Consider the following 23,107-nt stretch of genomic DNA (forward strand, 5'->3'; position numbering starts at 1 on the left):
CCAAGCTGTAACAAGAAGTTGCGCTGACAAAAATTTTAGATAGCTAGACATCGATCAATGCAGGCAGGCGTGCCACATCCCTTGTAGCCGCTGGCGAAGCCTGCGTTCGGCTGCAAAGCAGTCGGAAAACCAGGCCATGAGGTGTGTCAGTTGGATTGAAGTGGCTGGACCAACGACTGCTTCGCAGCCGAACGCAGGCTTCGCCAGCTGCTACATGGGCCGGGCCCTCGCTTCAGGGCCGCCGTGAGGCAACCTGTCACGCGGCAAAAGACCACACCGTCCATCGTCAAAAATGGGACTACTCTTTTAACGTTGCTTGATCCAGATCAATACCCCAAGGAATTGATCCGGCGGCCAAACGGCCAGACTCCCTACGTTGTGATGATTTAAAAAAAGAACGAATTGGAATTCGCCACACTCCATATCCGTGGGGGCAGAGTGGGTGCAGGGTCACAAGCCCTTCAGCCGGTATTACCTGACAGAGGAAGACTTATGTTCGGTTTGGAGGCACTTGATCTCGCCCGGATGCAGTTCGCGTTCACCATCTCGTTCCACATCCTGTTCCCGGCCATCACGATTGGCCTGGCGAGTTACCTGGCGGTACTCGAAGGACTGTGGCTGAAAACCCACAACGACACCTACCGGGATCTGTACCACTTCTGGTCGAAGATCTTTGCCGTGAACTTCGGCATGGGCGTGGTCTCCGGGCTGGTCATGGCCTATCAGTTCGGCACCAACTGGAGCCGCTTCTCGGACTTCGCCGGCGCCGTCACCGGGCCATTGCTGACCTATGAAGTGCTGACAGCCTTCTTCCTCGAAGCCGGTTTCCTCGGCGTCATGCTGTTCGGCTGGAACAAGGTCGGGCGCAACCTGCACTTTTTCTCCACCGTCATGGTCGCCGTCGGCACGCTGATCTCGACCTTCTGGATTCTTGCTTCCAACAGCTGGATGCAGACGCCTCAAGGCTTTGAAATCATCGACGGTCGAGTGATTCCGGTGGACTGGCTGGCGGTGATCTTCAACCCGTCGTTCCCGTACCGCCTGATGCACATGGCCACGGCGGCATTTGTGGCGACAGCATTCTTCGTTGGTTCTTCGGCGGCGTGGCACTTACTGCGCGGCAAAGACAACCCGGCGATTCGCACCATGCTCTCGATGGCCATGTGGATGGCATTGATTGTGGCGCCGATTCAGGCGGTCATTGGCGACTTCCACGGTCTCAATACCCTTGAGCATCAGCCGGCGAAAATCGCGGCAATCGAAGGTCACTGGGAAAACGTCGGTAATGAACCGACCCCGCTGATCCTGTTCGGCTGGCCGGACATGAAAGCCGAGAAGACCAAGTTTGCCGTAGAGATTCCGTATCTGGGCAGCCTGATCCTGACGCACTCCCTGGACAAACAGGTGCCGGCGCTCAAGGACTTCCCGCCTGAAGACCGGCCGAATTCGACCATCGTTTTCTGGTCGTTCCGGGTCATGGTCGGCCTGGGCTTCCTGATGATCTTCACCGGTTTGTGGAGTCTGTGGCTGCGCAAGCGCGACAAGCTGTATACCTCGCGTCCGTTCCTTTACCTGGCGTTGTGGATGGGGCCGTCCGGCCTGATCGCGATTCTCGCCGGTTGGTTCACCACTGAAATCGGTCGTCAGCCGTGGGTGGTCTACGGGTTGATGCGCACCGCCGATGCGTCTTCCAATCACAGCTTCGTGCAGATGAGCATCACCCTGGTGCTGTTCGTTGTGGTGTATTTCGCGCTGTTCGGCGCCGGCCTCGGCTACATGATGCGCCTGGTGCGCAAAGGGCCGAAGATCGACGAAGGCAAGGAAACCAACGACGGTGGTCCTGGCCAGAAACGCACGCCGTCCCGTCCGCTGTCTGCGGCCGACGACAACGCTGACAGCGATCACAGCCCCAGTCTGACCAAGGAGATTTGAACATGGGTATCGATCTTCCGCTGATCTGGGCCGTGATCATCATCTTCGGCATCATGATGTACGTGGTCATGGACGGTTTCGACCTGGGTATCGGGATTCTTTTTCCGTTCATCCCGGGCAAGACCGACCGTGACGTGATGATGAACACCGTCGCGCCCGTCTGGGACGGTAACGAAACCTGGCTGGTACTGGGCGGCGCGGCATTGTTCGGCGCCTTCCCGCTGGCCTATTCGGTGGTGCTGTCGGCGTTGTACCTGCCGTTGATCCTGATGCTGATCGGGCTGATCTTCCGCGGTGTGGCGTTCGAGTTCCGCTTCAAGGCCAAGGACGACAAGCGCCACCTCTGGGACAAGGCATTTATCGGTGGCTCCATCACGGCGACCTTTTTCCAGGGCGTGGCGTTGGGGGCATTCATTGATGGCATCCCGGTGGTCAATCGCCAGTTTGCCGGTGGTTCACTGGACTGGCTGACGCCGTTCACCCTGTTCTGCGGCCTGGCGCTGGTGGTGGCTTATGCACTGCTCGGCTGCACCTGGCTGATCATGAAGACCGAAGGCAAGTTGCAGGAGCAGATGCACAACCTGGCGCGGCCGTTGGCGTTCGTAGTCTTGGCGGTGATCGGTATTGTCAGCATCTGGACCCCGCTGGCCCATGCCGAGATCGCGGCGCGCTGGTTTACGCTACCGAACCTGTTCTGGTTCCTGCCGGTGCCGATTCTGGTGCTGGTGACCATGTACGGTCTGATCCGTGCGGTGGCCCGCAATGCTCACTACACGCCGTTCCTGCTGACCCTGGTGTTGATCTTCCTGGGTTACAGCGGCTTGGGCATCAGCCTGTGGCCGAACATCGTACCGCCGTCGATCTCGATCTGGGACGCCGCCGCACCGCCGCAAAGTCAGGGCTTCATGCTGGTCGGGACGCTGTTCATCATCCCGTTCATCCTGGGCTACACCTTCTGGAGCTACTACGTGTTCCGTGGCAAGGTCACCCATGAAGACGGTTACCACTAGCCCTACCCTGTAGGAGCAAAGCTTGCTCGCGATGGCGTCCTCACCGGCGCCATCAACTTCAAGAGAGGATTGAGTCATGTCCACCAAACCTTCCCTGCACGACATTGAACAAGCCGAAAAAAGCCGCTGTGGCAGCGGCTCGGATGGCTGGCAATGATCTGGACCGGCAGCGTCGTGGTGCTGTTCATCGCAGCCAGCCTGATGCGCATGTTCATGAATGCCGCAGGCTTGACCACTCATTGAAACACCCGGGATTCCCATCCCGTTGCCTGGCGGCACGGATTCATAACCCTCCTGCGGGAGGGTTTTTTTACCCGGTTATTTACGGGCCTTGAGGATCACGAACTTCGGTGTGGCCGCCACTTGCTCGACGCCGCGGAACAAGCGCGCGAGCTTGCTGTGATAACCCAGGTGACGATTGCCGACGATGTACAACGCGCCGCCGACCACCAGCGCCTCACGGGCTTGCTGGAACATCCGCCAGGCAAGAAAATCGCCGACCACTTGCTGCTGGTGAAACGGCGGATTGCACAGCACAACGTCCAGGGACTGCGCTTCCTGCCCGGCCAGGCCATCGCCCGCCCGAACAATCACGGCGCGCTCACCCAGTGCCGCGTGCCAGTTTTCGCTGGCCGATTGCACCGCCATGAACGACTCGTCCACCAGCGTGTAATGAGCTTCGGGGTTTTGCAGGGCGCTGGCGATGGCCAGCACGCCGTTACCGCAACCGAGATCGGCCACTCGCGCCGCGCCGAGGTTCTTCGGCAGGTGCGGTAGAAACGCTCGCGTGCCGATATCCAACCCTTCGCGACAGAACACGTTGGCGTGGTTGAGCAATTCAATCGCGGGCTCGTCGAGCTGATAGCGCGACGGGTAGGGGAAATGGCCGGCGCTTTGGGTTCAGGAGCGGCGATCAACAGCCGGGCCTTCTTCACTGCCAACGAGGCGTGTACCGGGCCAATGTAACGCTCCATCAAATCCCCGGCGGCGCGGGGCAGGTGTTTGACCATCGCCGCGGCAATGACCTGGGCACCCGGTGCCAGTTGCCCTTGCAGGCGGATCAGTTGCTCTTCCAGCAATGCGAGGGTTTTCGGCACCCGGATCAACACCCGGTCAAACGGCCCGACCAACGCCTCATTGGCCGGCACGCTTGGCACCGCGTCGAACGCGTGGCCATTGCGGATCAGATTCTTTTCCAGCCCTTGAAATGCGAGGAACGAGTCGCCGCTGCTGGTGACCTGAACCTTGCCCGACAGGCTGGCCGCCAATGCGCCAAAACTGTCGTTGAGCACCAACACTCGAGTGTCCGCTGTCGGTTGCTGCCCGGCCAGATGATTGAGCAGGTATTCGTCGGCGGCATCAAACGCTTGCAGCGGTTCGTCCTGCTGTTCGGGCTGGCGGATCAGGTCGAGTTGGGCAAAGGCTGTTTCGAGCAAGGGCATGGGGCAGGGGGCTCTGGATAATCGACGGATGTCCCGCGGCCCTGAGGCGTTGTAGCGGGCGGGGCCTGTCGAGTGGGCAGCGGCGTGATGTTTTACACGGCGACACTCGGGAAGGATCGCAAATGGTACGTTTTTTTCGTTTGGATTACTCGCAGGTTTTCTTGCCTCGGGCGGTTTCAGGCGGTTCCGGCCCCCGGTTTCTCGATAGCGCCGTGCACATGGACATACCCTGTGGGCTCGCTCAGGTTGAGAGTTCTGGACATCTCGTAAGCGCTCTTGCCATCGGCAGTCCGCTTCAAGACCTCGACTTCTCGGCGGGATAAATGCGCTGTACCGGGTTTTGGTACTTTATTCGTCAGGGGCCGGGTCGCCCGTGCGTGCCGGTGGCGGCGGATAAAAACCGCGAAGCCCAGGTTTTTATAGCGTACATAGGCTGTTATCGGGGAGTGGCTTCTGGCTATAAATGCTGGCGGGTTAGTGTTATCGGTAAATGATAGCTGGATAAGAATAGGAGGCATTGGCTAAAGCCAGCACAAACTGCCGGTGTTTAAGTCGTTTGCTTTGCGGGACACTGGACGCTCCTGTTGATGGAGTGCCCCATGACCGCCAGCGCAGAAAAATTCACGCATCAGACATTGCTCGACGTCCAGCCCCTGACCCCGAGTCTCTTTACCCTGCGCATAACCCGAGACGCGGGCTTTCGATTTCGCGCAGGGCAATTCGCTCGATTGGGTGTAACCAAGCCCGATGGCAGCACGGTGTGGCGCGCCTATTCCATGGTCTCTTCGCCCCATGACGAATTTCTTGAGTTCTTTTCCATTGTCGTGCCGGGCGGTGAATTCACCAGCGAACTGAGCCGCCTGGAAGTGGGTGACACGTTGATGGTCGAACGGCAGGCCACTGGCTATCTGACCCTGGATCGTTTCGTCGATGGCCGTGATCTCTGGTTGTTATCCACAGGCACAGGCGTGGCACCGTTCCTGTCGATCCTGCAGGATTTCGAGGTGTGGGAAAAATTCGAACGAATTGTTTTGGTCTACAGCGCGCGCGAAGGTCGTGAACTGGCCTATCAGGATCTGATTGCAGGGCTGGGGCAGCGTGACTACCTGGCCGAACATGCCCACAAACTGCGTTTTATCCCCACGGTCACGCGCGAGCAGCCTGCGGGCGTGCTGAATGGGCGGATCACCACCCTGATAGAAAATGGTGAACTGGAGCGTGCGGCGGGGCTGGAGCTGACGCCCGAGCACTCGCGGGTAATGATCTGTGGCAATCCGCAGATGATTGATGACACCCGCAAATTGCTCAAACAGCGCGATATGAATCTGAGCCTCAGCCGACGACCCGGGCAGGTCGCGGTTGAAAACTACTGGTAAAAAAAACGAGCCCCGAAGGCTAATGCCGATCAGTCAAGAAGATCTTGGGCGAAATGCGCTCTTTTGTAGCAGCTGGCGAAGCCTGCGTTCGGCTGCGAAGCAGTCGTGAAATCAGGCTGCGCGGTACTCCAGAAAGACCGCATGCTCAGGGTTTACGACTGCTTCGCAGCCGAACGCAGGCTTCGCCAGCTGCTACAGATTGCGTTTAGCTTAACTGATCGGCATTGGCCCCGAAGGCGCGGTCTTTTCAGGGCAATACCGCCATCAAGGCCGAGTGTTCTGAGCCTTGAGCAGATCGCGGATCTCGCTCAGCAGCTCTTCTTCCTTGGTCGGAACCGGTGGCAGGGTTGGTGCTACGGCCTCTTCGCGCTTCAGACGGTTGATGGCTTTGACGCCCATGAAGATCGCGAACGCGACGATCACGAAGTCAATCATGCTCTGGATGAATTTACCGTACGCCAACACAACCGCCGGGATGTTGCCATTGGCGGCCTTGAGCGTAATAGCCAGGTCACTGAAATCCACCCCACCGATCAGCAGGCCGATTGGCGGCATGACCACATCGCCGACGAACGACGAGACGATCTTGCCGAAGGAGGCGCCGATGATGATACCGACGGCCATGTCGACCACATTGCCTTTGACCGCGAAGGCCTTGAACTCGTTAAGCACGCCCATAGGTTATTTCCTTGTTACAGATGAGGTTGGTGAGCGCAGTGTAAATCAGCAAAACGCATCCTGCTCGACACAACTGCTTACATCGCTTGCCTGCTATCGACCTGCTGATGGGCAGAAAGTTTACAAAAGGCCATCATTCACGCGCGGTTTACCCGCTCTGGCCCCGGCCTTCCAGCACCTTTTTGCTATCGTCCCGGTTTGGCATTTCTATTTAGGTTTTGGGCTGTCGGTCACTAGCCTCTGTTGAGCGCACCTGGATGCGCTTTATAAAATCAGAGGAAAATCCTATGACAACTTCCCTTGGCCTCGGGGTTTTTCCCCATCGCCGCGCCCTGGGCATCTTGACCGCGAGCCTGCTGTCCTTTTCGGTGAGTGCCGCGACCCTGACCCGCGATAACGGCGCCGCCGTAGGCGACAACCAAAACTCGCAGACCGCCGGCGCCACAGGCCCCGTGCTGCTGCAAGACGTGCAACTGATACAGAAACTCCAGCGTTTCGACCGCGAACGGATTCCCGAGCGTGTGGTGCATGCCCGTGGCACCGGTGCCCATGGCACCTTCACCGTGACGGACGACCTCAGCGACCTGACCAAGGCCAACGTCTTTGCTGGCGGCCAGAGCACACCCGTGTTTGTGCGTTTCTCGGCGGTGGTGCATGGCAACCATTCCCCGGAAACCTTGCGAGACCCGCGCGGTTTCGCCACCAAGTTCTACACCGCAGAGGGTAACTGGGACCTGGTGGGCAACAACTTCCCGACCTTTTTCATCCGGGACGCCATCAAGTTCCCGGACATGGTCCACGCCTTCAAGCCGGACCCGCGGACCAACCTTGATGACGACTCCCGTCGTTTCGACTTCTTCTCCCATGTGCCGGAAGCGACCCGCACGTTAACCGAGCTGTATTCCAATTCCGGAACGCCCGCCAGTTATCGGGAGATGGACGGTAATGGGGTCCACGCCTATAAGTTGGTGAATGCCAAAGGCGAAGTGCACTACGTCAAGTTTCACTGGAAAAGTTTGCAGGGGATTAACAATCTCGATCCGAGAGCTGTTACCAAAGTTCAAGGTCAAGATTACAGTCACATGACTAATGACTTGGTCACTCATATCAATAAGGGCGACTTCCCAAAGTGGGACTTGTACGTTCAGGTTTTAAGTCCTGAGGATTTGTACACGTTTGATTTCGATCCCTTGGATGCAACCAAGATCTGGCCCGGTGTTCCTGAGCGAAAAGTTGGACAAATGGTCTTGAACCGTAACCCGGCAAATGTATTCCAGGAAACCGAACAAGTTGCCATGGCGCCTGCCAATCTTGTTCCCGGTATCGAACCCTCAGAAGATCGTTTGTTACAGGGTCGAGTGTTCTCCTATGCCGATACTCAAATGTATCGCCTTGGGCCCAATGCCCTCCAACTGCCGATCAATGCGCCAAAGGTTGCCGTGAACAACGGTAATCAGGATGGCGCCATGAACGGCGGCGCCAGCAGCTCCGGTGTGAACTATCAGCCAAGCCGATTGCTGCCTCGTGACGAGCCGCAAACCGCCCGCTACAGCCAGTCGGCCCTGTCGGGCAGCACCCAGCAGGCGAAGATCCAGCATGAGCAGAACTTCAAGCAGGCTGGCGATCTGTATCGCTCGTTCAGCCAGAAGGAACGCCAGGACCTGGTCGAGAGCTTCGGCGGCTCGCTGGCCGGCACTGACGACGAGAGCAAACACATCATGCTGTCCTTCCTCTATAAGGCCGACCCGGAATACGGGACTGGCGTGACCAAGGTCGCCAAGGGCGACCTGGCTCGGGTCAAGGCACTGGCGGCCAAACTGGCTGACTGATCCTGTTTGTTTGAAAAGCGGGGCCTCGTTCGAGGTCCCGTCTGACCAAGGAGTCTTCCCATGCGTTTTTATCTCTCCCTGTTTCTGGCAGCACTGTCGTTGAGTGTGTTTGCCGGGCCGATGGCAGAGGTCTCGAAAGACCCTGCCGCACTGAAAATCCAATTGCAGGATTACTACTTTGATGCTGCCCGTCGTGGCGATGTGCCGATGCTCGACACCTTTATCGAGGCCGGTTACTCCCTCGATACTCGCGACAGCAAGGGTTACACCGCGCTGATTCTGGCGGCCTATCACGGCCAGACCGGCGCAGTGGACCGCTTGCTGGCGGCTGGCGCCGATGCCTGCGCTCAGGACCAACGTGGCAACACGGCACTGATGGGCGCGATTTTCAAAGGCGAAGTGCAGATCGCCCGAACCCTGCTGGCGGCCAATTGCAGCCCTGATCAGCGTAATGGCGCTGGCCAGACCGCAGCTATGTACGCCGGGTTGTTTAACCGGGTCGAGTTGCTGGATGCGCTCAAAGCCAAGGGCGCCGATGTGAATGCCGAAGATTCACTGGGTAACAGCGCCGCGCGTCTGGCCAGCGGTGAAATCCGCAACCCGGTGCAGCGCTGATCCGGTCAAGCTGAGCTATCATCGCGGTTTTTGCCGGGAGTTCAGATGGCCAAGGCCAAGCGCATGTACGGCTGCACCGAGTGCGGCTCCACCTTCCCCAAGTGGGCCGGCCAGTGCGGCGAGTGCGGGGCCTGGAACACGCTGACCGAAACGATGGTCGAGAGCGGCGGCGCTGCGGCGCCAAGCGGTCGCACCGGTTGGACCGGCCAGCAGGCGCAGATCCGCACCCTGGCCGAAGTCAGCGTTGAAGAGATTCCGCGTTTTTCTACAGCCTCCAGCGAACTCGATCGGGTGCTGGGCGGCGGACTGGTGGACGGCTCGGTGGTGTTGATTGGCGGTGATCCTGGCATCGGCAAGTCGACCATCCTGTTGCAAACCTTGTGCAACCTTGCCAAGAGCATGCCGGCGCTGTACGTCACCGGTGAAGAATCCCAGCAGCAAGTGGCCATGCGTGCCCGTCGCCTTGGTCTGCCTCAGGACAAGCTGCGGGTGATGACCGAAACCTGCATTGAAACCATCATCGCCACGGCCCGGCAGGAAAAGCCCAAGGTCATGGTGATCGACTCGATCCAGACGATTTTCACCGAGCAACTGCAATCGGCGCCGGGTGGCGTTTCCCAGGTTCGCGAAAGTGCGGCGCTGCTGGTGCGCTATGCCAAGCAAAGCGGCACGGCGATTTTCCTGGTGGGCCACGTGACCAAGGAAGGTGCATTGGCCGGTCCGCGGGTCTTGGAGCACATGGTCGATACCGTGCTGTATTTCGAAGGCGAGTCCGATGGTCGGTTGCGTCTGCTGCGGGCGGTGAAAAACCGTTTCGGCGCGGTGAACGAGTTGGGTGTGTTCGGCATGACGGACAAGGGCCTGAAAGAAGTCTCCAATCCATCGGCGATTTTTCTCACCCGGGCTCAGGAAGAAGTCCCGGGCAGTGTGGTCATGGCGACGTGGGAAGGCACCCGGCCGATGCTGGTTGAAGTACAGGCGCTGGTCGATGACAGTCATCTGGCCAACCCGCGCCGGGTAACACTGGGGCTGGATCAAAACCGCTTGGCCATGTTGCTGGCGGTGCTGCACCGTCACGGCGGTATTCCGACCCACGATCAGGATGTGTTCCTCAACGTGGTCGGCGGGGTCAAGGTGCTGGAAACCGCCTCTGACCTGGCGCTGATGGCGGCGGTGATGTCGAGCCTGCGCAACAAACCGCTGCCCCATGATCTGCTGGTGTTTGGTGAAGTCGGTTTGTCGGGTGAGGTGCGTCCGGTGCCAAGTGGTCAGGAGCGCCTGAAAGAAGCCGCCAAGCACGGCTTCAAGCGCGCCATCGTGCCCAAGGGCAACGCGCCGAAAGAAGCGCCACCGGGGTTGCAGATTATTGCCGTGACCCGACTGGAACAGGCGCTCGACGCACTGTTCGAGTAACCGAACGCTGCAACTGAACAAACACAACCCCTGTACTGTAGGAGCTGCCGAAGGCTGCGATCTTTTGATCTTTTGATCTTTAGCGTCGTTAGCATCGCTGAAAATCAAAAGATCGCAGCCTTCGGCAGCTCCTACGCAGGGCTGATCAGATTTCGATCAGCGCACCCAGTTCGCGTTCCAGTTCCTCTGGATCACCCAGGTTGAACTCGATCAATCGCCGCAGGCGCTCGATCGATTCCAGGCTGATGTGTTTGCAAACGAACCCGAGCTGGCCACGGTCATCGTGGGTCAGCAGCACATCCATCTTGATAGCGACTTCTTCAGTCAGATGAATATCGACGCAAAAGTGATGCTCCCGATTGCCCCGCCACGGCTCGGGCTTCTCGACCAGCAGCCCTTTGAGTGACAGGTCAATCAGCTTCACCGGCCAGATGAAATCCCCCTGACTGAGCACGGTTCGGGCATCGAACGCGATACGTTTGAAACGGCGGCGATCGGCGGCTTGGTCGCTCATGGCGCAATCCTCGTGAAGGTTCGCTGACTATAGACCCGCCTTGCCAAAGGCTGCCAGCACTGTGATGGCTCTAGACCAATGTCGGGGTATGGTCTTTGCCGTCAGTAGAGCTAAACTCGGGGTGGCTGTCTTTCTTGTCCACCCTGGCTGGAATATAAAAATGAAAAATAATAATAGCCTGCTACGCCATTTACCCTGGCTTCTGCTGGCCATCGTAGGAGCGTGCGCCCTTGGCGTAGTGGCATTGCGCCGAGGCGAGCCGATCAACGCCTTATGGATTGTGGTCGCTGCCGTGGCCATTTATCTGGTTGCCTATCGTTACTACAGCCTGTTCATCGCCAACAATGTGATGCAACTCGACCCGCGCCGGGCCACCCCCGCCGTGCTCAACAATGATGGCCTGGACTACGTCCCGACCAATAAACACATCCTTTTCGGTCACCACTTTGCCGCCATCGCGGGTGCCGGGCCTTTGGTCGGTCCGGTCCTGGCAGCGCAGATGGGTTACCTGCCCGGCACGCTGTGGCTGATTGCCGGCGTGGTGCTGGCCGGTGCGGTTCAGGACTTCATGGTCCTGTTCATGTCCACCCGCCGCAACGGTCGCTCCCTGGGCGACATGGTCCGGGAAGAAATGGGCCGCATCCCCGGCACCATCGCGCTGTTCGGCTGCTTCCTGATCATGATCATCATCCTCGCGGTGCTGGCGCTGATCGTGGTCAAGGCCCTGGCCGAAAGCCCGTGGGGTATTTTCACGGTGATGGCGACCATCCCGATCGCGATGTTCATGGGCGTGTACATGCGCTACATCCGCCCGGGCCGCATTGGTGAAATCTCCGTCGTCGGCGTGCTTCTGCTGCTGGGCTCGATCTGGCTGGGCGGGCAGATTGCGGCCGATCCGGTGTGGGCCAAGGTCTTCAGCTTCACCGGGATCCAGATCACCTGGATGCTGATCGGTTATGGTTTTGTCGCGGCGGTGCTGCCGGTGTGGCTGATCCTGGCACCGCGTGATTACCTGTCGACGTTTCTCAAGATCGGCACCATCATCGCTTTGGCGATCGGCATCCTGATCACCATGCCCGACCTGAAAATGCCGGCGCTGACCCAATTTATCGACGGCACCGGGCCGGTGTGGAAGGGCGGGCTGTTCCCGTTCCTGTTCATCACCATCGCTTGTGGCGCGGTTTCGGGTTTCCACGCGCTGATCGCTTCTGGCACCACGCCGAAGTTGCTCGCCAGTGAAGGTCATGCCCGCTACATCGGTTACGGCGGCATGCTGATGGAATCCTTCGTGGCGATCATGGCCATGGTTGCCGCGTCGGTGATCGAGCCAGGCGTGTACTTCGCCATGAACAGCCCGGCGGCCATCGTCGGTGGTGATGTGGTGCACAGTGGCACAAACCGTCAGCAGTTGGGGTTTTGCAATTACCCCGGAAGCCCTGCAAGCGGTGGCCAGGGACATCGGTGAAACCACCGTACTGGCTCGTGCCGGTGGTGCGCCGACACTGGCGGTCGGTATTGCGCAGATCCTGCACAACATTCTGCCGGGTGAAAACACCATGGCATTCTGGTACCACTTCGCGATCCTGTTTGAAGCGCTGTTCATCCTCACCGCGGTCGATGCCGGCACCCGTGCCGGACGCTTCATGCTCCAGGACTTGCTCGGCTCCTTTGTCCCGGCGCTCAAACGCACGGAATCCTGGACTGCCAACCTTATCGCCACCGCCGGTTGTGTGGCGATGTGGGGTTACTTGCTCTACCAAGGCGTGATCGATCCGCTCGGTGGCATCAACACCTTGTGGCCGTTGTTCGGTATCTCCAACCAGATGCTTGCCGGTATCGCGCTGATGCTCGCCACCGTCGTGCTGATCAAAATGAAACGCCAACGCTACATCTGGGTGACCTTGTTGCCGGCCGCGTGGTTGCTGATTTGCACCACCACCGCAGGCTTCATCAAGTTGTTCGATGCGAACCCGGCGATCGGCTTCCTGTCCCTGGCCAGGAAATACAGCGATGCCCTGGCCAACGGTCAGATTCTCGCGCCGGCCAAGGACATCAACCAGATGCAGCACGTGATCTGGAACGCCTACACCAACGCAACGCTGACCGCGCTGTTCCTGTTCGTGGTGTTCAGCATCCTGTTCTATGCGCTCAAGGTCGGGATTTCCGCCTGGGGCAGCAAGGAACGTACGGATAAAGAATCGCCGTTCCAGGCTGTGCCAGACGCGTGATCGAGGATTGCCAACATGTTCAATGACCTGAGTCGCCTCGGTAAATACCTCGGTCAGGCCGCGCGCCTGATGGTCGGAATGCCCGACTACGACAATTACGTCGAGCATATGCAAACCAAACACCCGGACAAGCCGGTGATGAGCTACGAGATGTTCTTCCGGGAACGTCAGGAAGCGCGTTACGGCGGCAAGGGTGGGCCGAAGTGCTGTTGATTCAACAGCCGGGTTGACGTAACCCCTGTGGGAGCGGGCTTGCTCGCGAAGGCAATCTGTCATTCAACATTTATGCTGACTGACACACCGCCTTCGCGAGCAAGCCCGCTCCCACATTTGATTTGTATTGCTTTCTAATTTTGTGAAACAGGAGGTTCGAGTTGTCCTCTCCCATCCCGGTAACAATCCTCAGCGGCTTCCTCGGCGCTGGTAAAACCACGCTGTTGCGCCACCTGCTCAAAGCCGAGCACGGCCTGAAAATCGCCGTGATCGAAAACGAATTCAGCGACGCCGGTATCGACACCCAATTATTGGGCGATGAGCCGGTGCAAGTGATGACGCTGTCCAACGGCTGCGTCTGCTGCACCATTCACACCGACCTGACCAAGGCCCTGTACCTGTTACTCGAACGCCTGGACAGTGGCGAAATCACCTTCGACCGATTGGTGATCGAATGCACCGGCCTGGCCGATCCGGCGCCAGTGGCGCAAACCTTCTTCATCGATGAAGATCTGCGCGAGCGCTACCTCCTCGACGGCATCATTACCCTGGTGGACGCCGCTCACGCCGACACTCACCTGACCCAGACCATCGCGCAGGCGCAGATCGGTTTTGCCGATCGCTTGCTGGTGAGCAAACGGGATCTGGTGGATGAGGCGACTTTCAACGCGTTAAGTGAGCGCCTGACCCGCATCAACCGTCGCGCGCCAATCCGCGTGGTCGAGCACGGCAAAATTGATCTGGCCGAATTGCTCGATGTGCGCGGTTTCAACCTCAACGCCGACCTGGGTGGCGGCGTGAGCTTGCGGCCGGTGAGCAAGGCCCCGTCGATTGATCGTATTTCCAGCCTGGTGCTGCGCACCGACAAGCCGCTGGATATCGACAACCTCAGCGAGTTCATGAATGAACTGCTGGAAGACCATGGCAAGCAACTGCTGCGGTACAAGGGTGTATTGAGCATCGTTGGCGAGCCACGGCGCATGGTATTTCAAGGCGTGCTGAAGTTGTACGGGTTCGATTGGGACACGGAGTGGGCCGAGGGCGAGGTGCGGGAAAGTGTGATTGTGTTTATTGCCGATGACTTACCGGAAGAGAAGATTCGCGAGGGGTTTGCGCGGGTGGCAGCGGAATGAATCCTTTCGTTCGTCAGTGATGACGCCTTCGCGGGCAAGCCTCGCTCCTACAGGGGCGATGAGATACCTGTAGGAGCGAGGCTTGCCCGCGAAGGCGATCTAACCGGCGACACGACTTTGGCTGATTGTCGGCTCCCGGTTCAGCAATTCCATTTCCAAATGATCCAGATGCCGGCTCAGCAACGTCTCGGCCGTCACGACATCGCGGCGCTCTAGCGCATTCAAAATCCCCTGATGCACCTGCCAAACGCAATAACCCTCCAAACCCCGATCAAACTGCGCAATCGCCAACGAAGTCAGCGGCACCAGACTGCCGAGAAAATGCGCCAGCGGTGCATTCCCCGCCATCTGCGCCAACTGCAAATGAAACTCCCCCGATAACCGAATGGCCGGACCACGCGCGGTGCATTGGCGTTCGCCATCGATCAAGGCCCGCAGAGGTCCCAAGTCTTGCGGACGGGGTTGCTGGCAGGCCAGGCGCACCAGCGTGATTTCGGTCAACCGCCGTGCATGCAACATCTGCCGGGTTTGTTCGCTGTCGAGCGCGGCAACCCGGGGCCGATGATTCGCCCGAAGGACGACGATCCGCTCATGGGACAGTCGCGTCAGCACGCCACGAATCTCACTGCGCCTGGCGCTGAACATCTGCGTCAGGCTTTCTTCGGTAAAGCGACTGGCCGCATTAATGCGTTGTTCGAGAATGGCGTCGAAGACCCGCGAATAGAGATCGTCCACCCGGTGAGGAAAGGGCAGGGCGCTGAGTGTTTGCGCTGAGGCGAAGCTGTTCATGGCCAGTCTCCAGTTCGAAGCGGTTCAACTGCCGAGGTTGTCGTCCGGGATGTTCAGTTCGATACCCATGCGCTGGCCTTCCCGAAGGATGTGCCGGCGCATTTCGGCGCTGGCCTGGGCGCTGTTCTTGCTGCGGATCGCCCGCACCACGGCTTCGTTTTCCTCAAGCCGTTCGGCCAAATGCTCCGGCGAGTTGCGCAGCACTTCGGCACTTTGCTTGAGGGCGTTGCTGGTCTGTTGCACCACACTCTGGAAGATCGGGTTCGAGGTCAGGGTGAACAATTCTTCGTGGAATGCGATGTAGGCGCTGACCCCGGCTTCACTGTCGTTGGCCTCCAGGGCTTCGCGCATGTCCATCAGGGTCAGGCGCAGCTGCCCGACTTCCTTGCTGCTGATCGATTGCGCCACCAGCCCGACGATGAACGGCTCGAGGGTGTAGCGCAGTTGCAGCACGTCCTCCAGGCTCGCGCCGGCCACTGCGCTGTCGTGGCTTTGGCTGTCGCTGAGATTGGCCTCCAGCACCACCACGCCTTTGCCCGGCATGGAGCGCACCAGCCCGAGGGTTTCGAGCACGATCACTGCTTCGCGCAGGCTCGGACGGCTGATGCCCAGTTGTTCGGCCAGTTCGCGCTGGCCCGGCAACATGTCGCCGGAGCGCCATTGACCTCGGGCCAGAGCGGCCCTGAGTTTTGCTACGACTGAAGTGACGACGGTTGATGTGGTGATCACTGTTCGCTCCGTGAGTATTGATGACTATGGGTTGAGCGCCGAGAGGCAAGATCAAAGGATCGTCCGAACGCGGCCCGAGCCTTCGGCAGCGCCTGCAGGTGTTGTTGGTCAGAAGTCCTGTTGGTGGGCTGGGGCCACAGGTTTTCTGGCCTGGAAGGTGTAACCCTGCTGGCCGGACAGTACTTTGTTCGCTCGTTGGATATCGATGTCTTTTTCCCAGCGAGCGATGGCCACGGTGGCGACGCAGTTGCCGATCAGGTTGGTCAGCGCCCGGCCGATGCCCATGAACCAGTCCACCGCCAGCACCAGCACCAGACCGACCACTGGAATGGCCGGGATCGCGGTCAAGGTTGCCGCCAGAATCACCAGCGCCGAGCCGGGGATGCCGTGGGCACCTTTGGAGGTAATCAGCGACACCAGCAGAATCGTCAGCAGGTCGGTCATGGCCAGCGGCGTGCCGGTGGCATTGGCAATGAACACGATGGCCAGGGTCAGGTAGATCGAGAAACCGTCGAGGTTAAAGGAGTAACCGGTTGGAATCACCAGCCCGACCGTCGAGCTGCCGATGCCCAGGTGCTCAAGCTTGCGCATGATCTGCGGCAGCACGGCGTCGGACGAGGCGGTCCCCATGACGATCAACAGTTCTTCACGCAGGTACTTGAGCAGTGGCCACATCCGCAGACCGGACAGGCGCATGACCAGACCGAGAATCAGCGACACGAACGCGGCGCACGTCAGGTAAAACAAACCGACCAGACTGCCCAAATGTTGCAGCGAGTCCAGGCCATATTTGCTGGTGGTGAAGGCGATGGCGCCGAACACGCCAATCGGTGCCAGGCGCACGATCATGCCCATGATGCGGAAGATCACGTGGCTAAGTTCGTTAATCAGACGGGAAATGCCCGAGGCCGCTTCGCCAACGAGGTTCAGCGCGCTGCCGAACAGCACCGAAAACAGTAGGACCTGAAGGATATTGTTGTCGGCAAACGCGCCGATCACCGAGGTCGGAATCAGGTCCATCAGGAACTGCGTGGTGGTGTGCATCTGCTGGCCACGCTGGGCCAGATCGCCCATGTCGGCTTTGGCCAGTTGATCCAGATGAATGTTCGCGCCACTGCCGATGCCGGTACTGAAGGCGAACACCAGGCCAATCAACAGGGCGATGGTGGTCAGCACTTCAAAGTAGATGACCGACTTGAGGCCAATGCGCCCGACCTTCTTCAGATCACCCGCGCCACTGATGCCGCTGACCACCACGCAGAACACGATCAGGCCAATGAGCATCTTGATCAGTTTTATAAAGCCGTCGCCCAGTGGTTTGAGCTGTGCGGAGTATTCGGGAAGGGTCAGCCCACAGATGATGCCGAGCACCAGTCCGAGAACCACTTGGAGGAAGATTGAACGCGAGCACCATCTGAGCATGGGAGGAATCCTGGTCGGTGTCCTGGCTGCCGTGCGCTTACACGCATCAGATTCAGGACTTAATTATTGTGGTCTTACCGGTATGTCCAGTGCAGGCGCAGTCTACGCTCGGCTTTTTCCAGATGACAAGTGAAAATATAAAAATTGGCATGACCGGTCTGACCGGTGGTGCCGGTCCCTGTAGGAGCTGCCGAAGGCTGCGATCTTTTGATCTTGATCTTGATCTTCATCGGTCTATCGAACATCAAAATCAAAAGATCGCAGCCTTCGGCAGCTCCTACGCGCCTGTGGGCGCTTCCGAAGGCTGCGATCTTTTGATCTTTCTAACAGGCGAAAAAAAACCGGCCATCACTGACCGGTTTTTTACTGCTGCGATTTAGCGGTGCAATTAAGCGCCGTACACCGGCAGTTTCTTGCAGATGGTCTTGACCTTCTCACGAACGGCGTCGATCACCGCTTCATTGTTCAGGTCAGCCAGGATGTCGCAGATCCAGCCGGCCAGCTCTTTGCACTCTGCTTCCTTGAAGCCGCGAGTGGTCACCGCCGGAGTACCGAAACGCAGACCGGAGGTCACGAACGGGGAGCGTGGATCGTTTGGCACGGAGTTCTTGTTCACGGTGATGAAAGCCTTGCCCAGAGCGGCATCGGCGTCTTTACCGGAGATTTCCTGCTTGATCAGCGACAGCAGGAACAAGTGGTTTTCAGTACCACCGGAAACCACGTCGAAACCGCGCTCGATGAATACGCCGGCCATGGCCTTGGCGTTTTTCACCACTTGTTGCTGGTAAGTCTTGAACTCAGGCTGCAGTGCTTCCTTGAAGCAGATCGCTTTAGCGGCGATCACGTGCTCCAGCGGGCCACCCTGGGCGCCCGGGAATACCGCGGAGTTCAGCTTTTTCTCGATGTCGGCGTTGGCGCGAGCCAGGATCAGGCCGCCACGTGGACCGCGCAGGGTCTTGTGCGTGGTGGTGGTCACGACGTCAGCGAATGGAACCGGGTTCGGGTAGACGCCAGCGGCGACCAGCCCCGCAACGTGAGCCATATCAACAAAGAGATAGGCGCCGACCTTGTCAGCGATCTCGCGAAAGCGTGGGAAGTCGAGGATCTGCGAGTAGGCAGAGAAACCGGCCACGATCATTTTTGGCTTGTGCTCAACGGCCAGGCGCTCGACTTCGTCGTAGTCGATCAGGCCATTGGCATCGATACCGTACTGAACGGCGTTGTACAGCTTGCCGGAGGAGGAAACGCTGGCACCGTGGGTCAGGTGACCGCCGTGGGCCAGGCTCATGCCCAGAATGGTGTCGCCTGCTTGCAGCAGGGCCAGGTAAACGGCGCTGTTGGCTTGGGAGCCGGCGTGCGGCTGAACGTTGGCGTAATCGGCGCCGAACAGTTCTTTGGCGCGGTCGATTGCAAGCTGCTCGACCACGTCGACGAACTCGCAACCACCGTAGTAGCGCTTGCCCGGGTAACCTTCGGCGTACTTGTTGGTCAGTACCGAGCCTTGAGCTTCCATTACCGCAGGGCTGGTGTAGTTTTCCGAAGCGATCAGCTCAATATGTTCTTCCTGGCGCTGAGCTTCTTGCTCCATGGCGGCAAAGAGATCGGCGTCGTACTTGGCAATAGTCAAATCACGGCTGAACATGGCGGTCCTCAAGGATCGGGGCAGAAAAGGGGGGCATTCTAACCCAATGGGTTTTAGATGGCATATGAAAGGACATCATGTCGCAGACAAGTGGCGTTCATGACGGGATCAGCGGTGATTGTGCTGGCCTCATCGCGAGCAGGCTCGCTCCCACAGTGGATCTTTGGTGTTCACATTCATGGTGTTCACCCCAAAACCCTGTGGGAGCGAGCCTGCTCGCGATGAGGCCATCAGCCGCACCTCGAAATGTCAGTCAAACATGAAGAGCGCATCATTACTGAACTGCGCCTCAAACCGGCTCGCCGGCATCGGCCGCCCGAACAGATACCCTTGAACCTCATCACACCCATGCTCACGCAGGAAGTCGAGTTGCTCATGAGTTTCCACGCCCTCGGCGATCACTGCCAGGTTCAGGCTGTGGGCCATGGCGATGATCGCCCGGGCAATCTGTGCATCCTGCTCACCCGACGGCAGGCCGTCGACGAAGGTGCGGTCGATTTTCAGCACGTCGATCGGGAACTGCTTGAGGTAGTTGAGCGATGAATAGCCGGTGCCGAAGTCATCGACCGCAATGCTCAAGCCAAGGTTTTTCAAGCCGGCGAGAATCTGCATTGCTTCGCTGACTTCGCGCATCAGGATACTTTCGGTCAGCTCCAGCTCCAGGCACGCGGGTGGCAGGCCGGTTTCCTTGAGGATGTTGGCGATCCGCGTGCCGAGCTGGCCATCGGAGAACTGTCTGGCCGAGATGTTCACCGATACCTTCGGCACCCGCACTTTGGCTTGATGCCAGGTCTTGAGCTGGCGGCAGGCCTCGCTGATCACCCAGTCGCCGACATCCACCACCAGGCCAAGCTCTTCGAGCACCGGAATGAAATCCCCCGGCGGCACCAGCCCGCGACGCGGATGACGCCAGCGCAGCAAGGCTTCGGCGCCGGTCAGGCGTTTGCCGTCGCCGCTGAACTGCGGCTGGTAATACAGCACGAATTCGTCCTGTTCCAGGGCATGGCGCAAGTCGCTTTCCAGCTCCAGGCGCTCCAGGGCGCTGGCGTTCATGTCCGCTTGATAGAACTGGAAGTTGTTCTTGCCTCGCTCCTTGGCGTGGTACATCGCGGTGTCGGCGTTCTTCATCAACTGACTGAGCTCGTTGCCGTCCTGCGGGCTCAGGGCAATACCGATACTGGCGGTGACGAAGAACTCGCGACCTTCCAGCACAAACGGTTTCACCAGGCTGGCCAAGATCTGCTCGGCCACGTGAATGGCCCGGTTCAGCGCCACCTCACGGTTGATGCGCGGTTGCAGCAGCAAGGTGAATTCATCACCGCCCATGCGCGCCACGGTGTCGTCATCGTCGACGCAACCGAGCAGGCGCGTGGCCATTTCCTTGAGCATGCGGTCGCCGGCGGCGTGGCCCAGGGAGTCGTTGATCGGTTTGAAACGGTCGAGGTCGAGGAACATCAGCACCACCCAGGACTTCTGTCGCTCGGCCGATTGCAAGGCCGTGTGCAGGCGATCCTGGAACAGTGTGCGGTTGGGCAGGTGGGTCAGGGCGTCGTAATAGGCCAGGCGATGAATCCGCTGTTCGCTGGCCTTGCGCTCGCTGATGTCGCTGAAGAAGCACACGTAGCTGGCCAGGTCGCCTTCGTCGTCGAGCACCGCCGTAATGCCGACCCACGCCGGGTAATGTTCGCCATTGCGGCGTTTGAGCCAGACTTCGCCTTCCCAGGTGCTGTGCTGATGCAATTGCTTGAGCACATAACGCAGGTGGGCTTCCTGTTGTTCGTCGACGGTCAGCATATTCGGCAACTGATCGAGAACCTGTGACATCGCATAGCCGCTGACGCGACTGAACGCTTCGTTGGCCTGGACGATGTAGCCGGCCGGGTCGGTGATCAGGATCGCCGAGGTCGAATGCTCGAATACCGTGGCAGCCATGCGCAGGTCTTTCTCGGCGCGGCGTTGCTGGCTGATGTCGCGACCGACCCCGAGCACGCCTTCGAACGCGCCGTGTTCGTCCCAGACCAGTACCAGTCGCAGCTCGATCGGGATCTTGCGCCCGTCGGCCCGCAGGCAGTCGAACAGGAACAACTGGGTCTTCACCTGGCTGCGCAACAACGTCAATTGATCAGGTTTATCCAGGGCTTTGCTGACCCGGTCCATCAGGCTATAGATGCCGGTCAGTTGTTGCGGGTTGGCGATGGTCGATTGCCAGCCGTTCTGGAAAATCCAGTCGACGTCATAGCCGAGCACCGCTTGCACCGACGGGCTGACGTAATTGAGCGATAGCTTGTTGTCGGTGGAGAAAATCACGTCGCTGATGCTTTCGGCGAGCATGCGGTAGCGCTGTTCGCTGTCGCGCAAGGATTCGCTGGCCTCGATCTGCTCGGTGATGTCCTTGGCCACGCCGATGATCCGCGTGACCTGATCATTTTTATCCCGGGCGAGCGCTTGTTCGCGAATGTCGAAACGCCGCCAATTACCGTCGCGATGCCGGAAGCGCAGCTGGCATTGCAGCAACTGCGAGTAACCGGCGTGGCGCTGGGTCTGGCGCGAGCGGTGGTAATAGTCGGCATCTTCGGGGTGCAGGAGGATTTCCCAGAAGTACTCACCCATCTGGTGCAGCTCGGTCCGGTTGTAGCCCAGCGTCTGACCCAGGTGGTGATTGCTGAAGATCATCCGCTGGCTGATCACATCCTGCACGTACAGGTGATCCGGTACGGTGCGCACGACATCGGACCAGAAGCCTTCACGCTCCAGCAGTGACAGCTCGACGAGCTTGCGACTGGTGATGTCATTGATGCTCAGAATCACTGCTTTGTAGTCGTGTTGCTCTTCCGGCAGGCGCAGCACCAGCCACAAATGCTGGTCGCGACCGTTGGTGTCCTGGAGTTTGATTTCCAGTTCGAGTTGTTTCTGCTGGTTGAGTACCGCCTCGATCACTTGGTTGCCGATAGCGGTGCAGGCCAGTGGATAACCGTCGATCAGCAGTTTCCAGGCCTGTTCGCAAGAATTGACATTAAGCAGCTGCAGAGCAACCTGGTTGACTTCGGTGATGCGCAACTCTTGCAGCAGTTGTTGGCGCTGTTGCGGGACGTCGATCCAGGCCTTCAGTTGTTCGCTGCTGCTGATTTGGGTCTTGTCGAAAAAGTTTTTCAGCCCGGACAGGTCGAGCACGCAAAGCGCCACGCCGGTGCCGTCGAAAATATCCTGATAGCGTCGGCGGCCCTCATGCAGCTGACGCTGACGACGACGCATGCTCAACAGCGCGATAAACGGCAGTAGCGAGAAGGCCAGGCCCAGCAGGCATTTGCCGATGAACGCCGGCAACAGTTGTTCGATCACCTGTTGGCGGTCAAACAACCCGCGCAGTTGCCAGTCACTGCTGCTCAACGGCACGGTCAGCACGCTGTTGGCCAGGTCATCGTCGCTTAGCGCGCCCGGCTTGGCGGAGGGCAGGGCTTCGTCACGACTGATGATTTGATGATTGATGCGGTTCTCTACCAGCCATAGCGGCCGGATGCCGGCTTCGCTCTGTTTGGTCAGGGAGGAGAAAAACGTCGGCGTCAGGCGCAAGGCCCAATAACCGCGACTGCTACCACTGGCTTGATGCAGCAGCAAGTGCACCACCGAGCCATCGTCGGCGTTGCTGAAATAGTGGGCTTGCGCACGGCTGCGGCGTACCAGGTCGCTGAGGTAATCGGCGTCCTGGCTGTCGGTGGCGCTGTCGCTGAGAATTTTGCCGGACGGGCTCAGTAGCGCCAGACTGCGCAGGTCGGGCAGCGATTGCTGCACTTTGCGTAGCAATGCCTGCTGTTCGTCGGCTGATTGCGGTTGCTCGATGATCGGTAGCAGATTGAGCGCGATCTGCGCGTTCAGCGCCATGTTCAGGCTGACCTGGGAGGCGAGGTCGGCGGTGTAGTCGATGGTGTACTGGCGCTGGTTTTTCTGGGTTTGTGCAAGTTGATCCAGCAACTGCCAGAACAGCAGCGCGAGCAGCAACAGCACAAGTGTCGCCAGCGCGCCCTTCAGGGTTCCGCGCAGGGGGAGCCGAGCGCGGCAGCCGGTGCACGGGTAGAAAGAGGCGGCGTGACTTTAGACAAACTGAAATCCTGCGGTTTGGCTGGACTGGCGCGACATGCACTATA

Annotated in this window: 16 protein-coding genes and 4 pseudogenes; 11 read left to right on the top strand and 9 right to left on the bottom strand. The window is 59.1% G+C overall.

What is annotated here, in order from left to right:
- Positions 1 to 492: 492 nt before the first annotated feature.
- The 3 genes and pseudogenes from JFV26_RS18585 to JFV26_RS18595 all read left to right on the top strand — a co-directional run bounded on the left by JFV26_RS18585 (position 493) and on the right by JFV26_RS18595 (position 3,185).
- Positions 493 to 1,932, top strand: a complete 1,440-nt coding sequence (locus JFV26_RS18585) for a cytochrome ubiquinol oxidase subunit I (protein ID WP_201194542.1) — start codon at positions 493 to 495, stop codon at positions 1,930 to 1,932.
- 2 nt (positions 1,933 to 1,934) lie between these two features.
- Positions 1,935 to 2,942: a cytochrome d ubiquinol oxidase subunit II gene (gene cydB / locus JFV26_RS18590; RefSeq protein WP_201194543.1), complete on the top strand. Its 1,008-nt coding sequence runs from the start codon at positions 1,935 to 1,937 to the stop codon at positions 2,940 to 2,942.
- 76 nt (positions 2,943 to 3,018) lie between these two features.
- Positions 3,019 to 3,185: pseudogene (locus tag JFV26_RS18595) on the top strand (DUF2474 domain-containing protein).
- A gap of 75 nt (positions 3,186 to 3,260) precedes the next feature.
- Here the strand turns inward: JFV26_RS18595 and JFV26_RS18600 are convergent.
- Both JFV26_RS18600 and JFV26_RS34215 read right to left on the bottom strand, forming a co-directional pair.
- Positions 3,261 to 4,384 (bottom strand): annotated as a pseudogene (locus JFV26_RS18600) (methyltransferase).
- 176 nt (positions 4,385 to 4,560) lie between these two features.
- Complete coding sequence (locus JFV26_RS34215; RefSeq protein WP_201194544.1) at positions 4,561 to 4,902, bottom strand: helix-turn-helix domain-containing protein; 342 nt, start codon at positions 4,900 to 4,902, stop codon at positions 4,561 to 4,563.
- Positions 4,903 to 4,983: 81 nt separating this feature from the next.
- Between JFV26_RS34215 and JFV26_RS18610 the strand changes: the two genes are divergently transcribed.
- Positions 4,984 to 5,760, top strand: a complete 777-nt coding sequence (locus JFV26_RS18610) for a ferredoxin--NADP reductase (protein ID WP_201194545.1) — start codon at positions 4,984 to 4,986, stop codon at positions 5,758 to 5,760.
- 264 nt (positions 5,761 to 6,024) lie between these two features.
- Here the strand turns inward: JFV26_RS18610 and mscL are convergent, their stop codons facing one another.
- Positions 6,025 to 6,438: a large-conductance mechanosensitive channel protein MscL gene (mscL, locus tag JFV26_RS18615; RefSeq protein WP_201194546.1), complete on the bottom strand. Its 414-nt coding sequence runs from the start codon at positions 6,436 to 6,438 to the stop codon at positions 6,025 to 6,027.
- 287 nt (positions 6,439 to 6,725) lie between these two features.
- Here mscL and JFV26_RS18620 point away from each other — a divergent pair, with 287 nt between their 5' ends.
- Genes JFV26_RS18620 through radA form a run of 3 tightly spaced genes read left to right on the top strand, consistent with a single transcriptional unit; the run spans position 6,726 to position 10,295 of the window.
- Positions 6,726 to 8,267, top strand: coding sequence for a catalase (locus tag JFV26_RS18620; protein ID WP_201194547.1), 1,542 nt, complete (start codon positions 6,726 to 6,728; stop codon positions 8,265 to 8,267).
- A 60-nt stretch (positions 8,268 to 8,327) separates the two neighbouring features.
- Positions 8,328 to 8,882 carry an ankyrin repeat domain-containing protein gene (locus JFV26_RS18625; protein ID WP_201194548.1) on the top strand — a complete coding sequence of 185 codons (555 nt, stop codon included), beginning with the start codon at positions 8,328 to 8,330 and terminating at the stop codon, positions 8,880 to 8,882.
- Between the two features lie 45 nt (positions 8,883 to 8,927).
- A complete protein-coding gene (radA, locus tag JFV26_RS18630) occupies positions 8,928 to 10,295 on the top strand; it encodes a DNA repair protein RadA (RefSeq protein ID WP_123404825.1) in 1,368 nt (455 codons plus the stop codon).
- Positions 10,296 to 10,440: 145 nt separating this feature from the next.
- Here the strand turns inward: radA and JFV26_RS18635 are convergent, their stop codons facing one another.
- On the bottom strand, positions 10,441 to 10,809 hold the full coding sequence (locus JFV26_RS18635) for a PilZ domain-containing protein (protein ID WP_201194549.1): 369 nt from the start codon (positions 10,807 to 10,809) through the stop codon (positions 10,441 to 10,443).
- A gap of 160 nt (positions 10,810 to 10,969) precedes the next feature.
- Between JFV26_RS18635 and JFV26_RS18640 the strand changes: the two are divergent.
- The 3 genes and pseudogenes from JFV26_RS18640 to yjiA all read left to right on the top strand — a co-directional run bounded on the left by JFV26_RS18640 (position 10,970) and on the right by yjiA (position 14,383).
- Positions 10,970 to 13,037 (top strand): annotated as a pseudogene (locus tag JFV26_RS18640) (carbon starvation CstA family protein).
- Positions 13,038 to 13,052: 15 nt separating this feature from the next.
- A complete protein-coding gene (locus JFV26_RS18645) occupies positions 13,053 to 13,250 on the top strand; it encodes a YbdD/YjiX family protein (RefSeq protein ID WP_007895266.1) in 198 nt (65 codons plus the stop codon).
- Positions 13,251 to 13,411: 161 nt separating this feature from the next.
- Positions 13,412 to 14,383 carry a GTPase gene (gene yjiA / locus JFV26_RS18650; protein ID WP_201194551.1) on the top strand — a complete coding sequence of 324 codons (972 nt, stop codon included), beginning with the start codon at positions 13,412 to 13,414 and terminating at the stop codon, positions 14,381 to 14,383.
- A gap of 99 nt (positions 14,384 to 14,482) precedes the next feature.
- Here the strand turns inward: yjiA and JFV26_RS18655 are convergent, their stop codons facing one another.
- The 3 genes from JFV26_RS18655 to JFV26_RS18665 form a co-directional block, all read right to left on the bottom strand.
- Positions 14,483 to 15,172: a GntR family transcriptional regulator gene (locus JFV26_RS18655; protein WP_201194554.1), complete on the bottom strand. Its 690-nt coding sequence runs from the start codon at positions 15,170 to 15,172 to the stop codon at positions 14,483 to 14,485.
- A gap of 24 nt (positions 15,173 to 15,196) precedes the next feature.
- Positions 15,197 to 15,901 carry an FCD domain-containing protein gene (locus tag JFV26_RS18660; RefSeq protein WP_201194556.1) on the bottom strand — a complete coding sequence of 235 codons (705 nt, stop codon included), beginning with the start codon at positions 15,899 to 15,901 and terminating at the stop codon, positions 15,197 to 15,199.
- A gap of 108 nt (positions 15,902 to 16,009) precedes the next feature.
- Positions 16,010 to 17,323, bottom strand: coding sequence for a C4-dicarboxylate transporter DctA (locus JFV26_RS18665; protein ID WP_201194558.1), 1,314 nt, complete (start codon positions 17,321 to 17,323; stop codon positions 16,010 to 16,012).
- A 17-nt stretch (positions 17,324 to 17,340) separates the two neighbouring features.
- Here JFV26_RS18665 and JFV26_RS33705 point away from each other — a divergent pair, with 17 nt between their 5' ends.
- Positions 17,341 to 17,703, top strand: a complete 363-nt coding sequence (locus JFV26_RS33705) for a hypothetical protein (RefSeq protein WP_242487866.1) — start codon at positions 17,341 to 17,343, stop codon at positions 17,701 to 17,703.
- A gap of 8 nt (positions 17,704 to 17,711) precedes the next feature.
- On the opposite strand, the gene glyA is transcribed toward JFV26_RS33705, so the two are convergent.
- Both glyA and JFV26_RS18680 read right to left on the bottom strand, forming a co-directional pair.
- The gene (gene glyA / locus JFV26_RS18675) at positions 17,712 to 18,965 is read right to left on the bottom strand and encodes a serine hydroxymethyltransferase (protein ID WP_123509173.1); all 1,254 of its coding nucleotides are present in this window, start codon (positions 18,963 to 18,965) and stop codon (positions 17,712 to 17,714) included.
- A gap of 249 nt (positions 18,966 to 19,214) precedes the next feature.
- Positions 19,215 to 23,062, bottom strand: a pseudogene (locus JFV26_RS18680) (sensor domain-containing protein).
- Between the last annotated feature and the right edge of the window lie 45 nt (positions 23,063 to 23,107).

The organism is Pseudomonas sp. TH31 (genome assembly GCF_016650815.1).
GTDB lineage: Bacteria > Pseudomonadota > Gammaproteobacteria > Pseudomonadales > Pseudomonadaceae > Aquipseudomonas.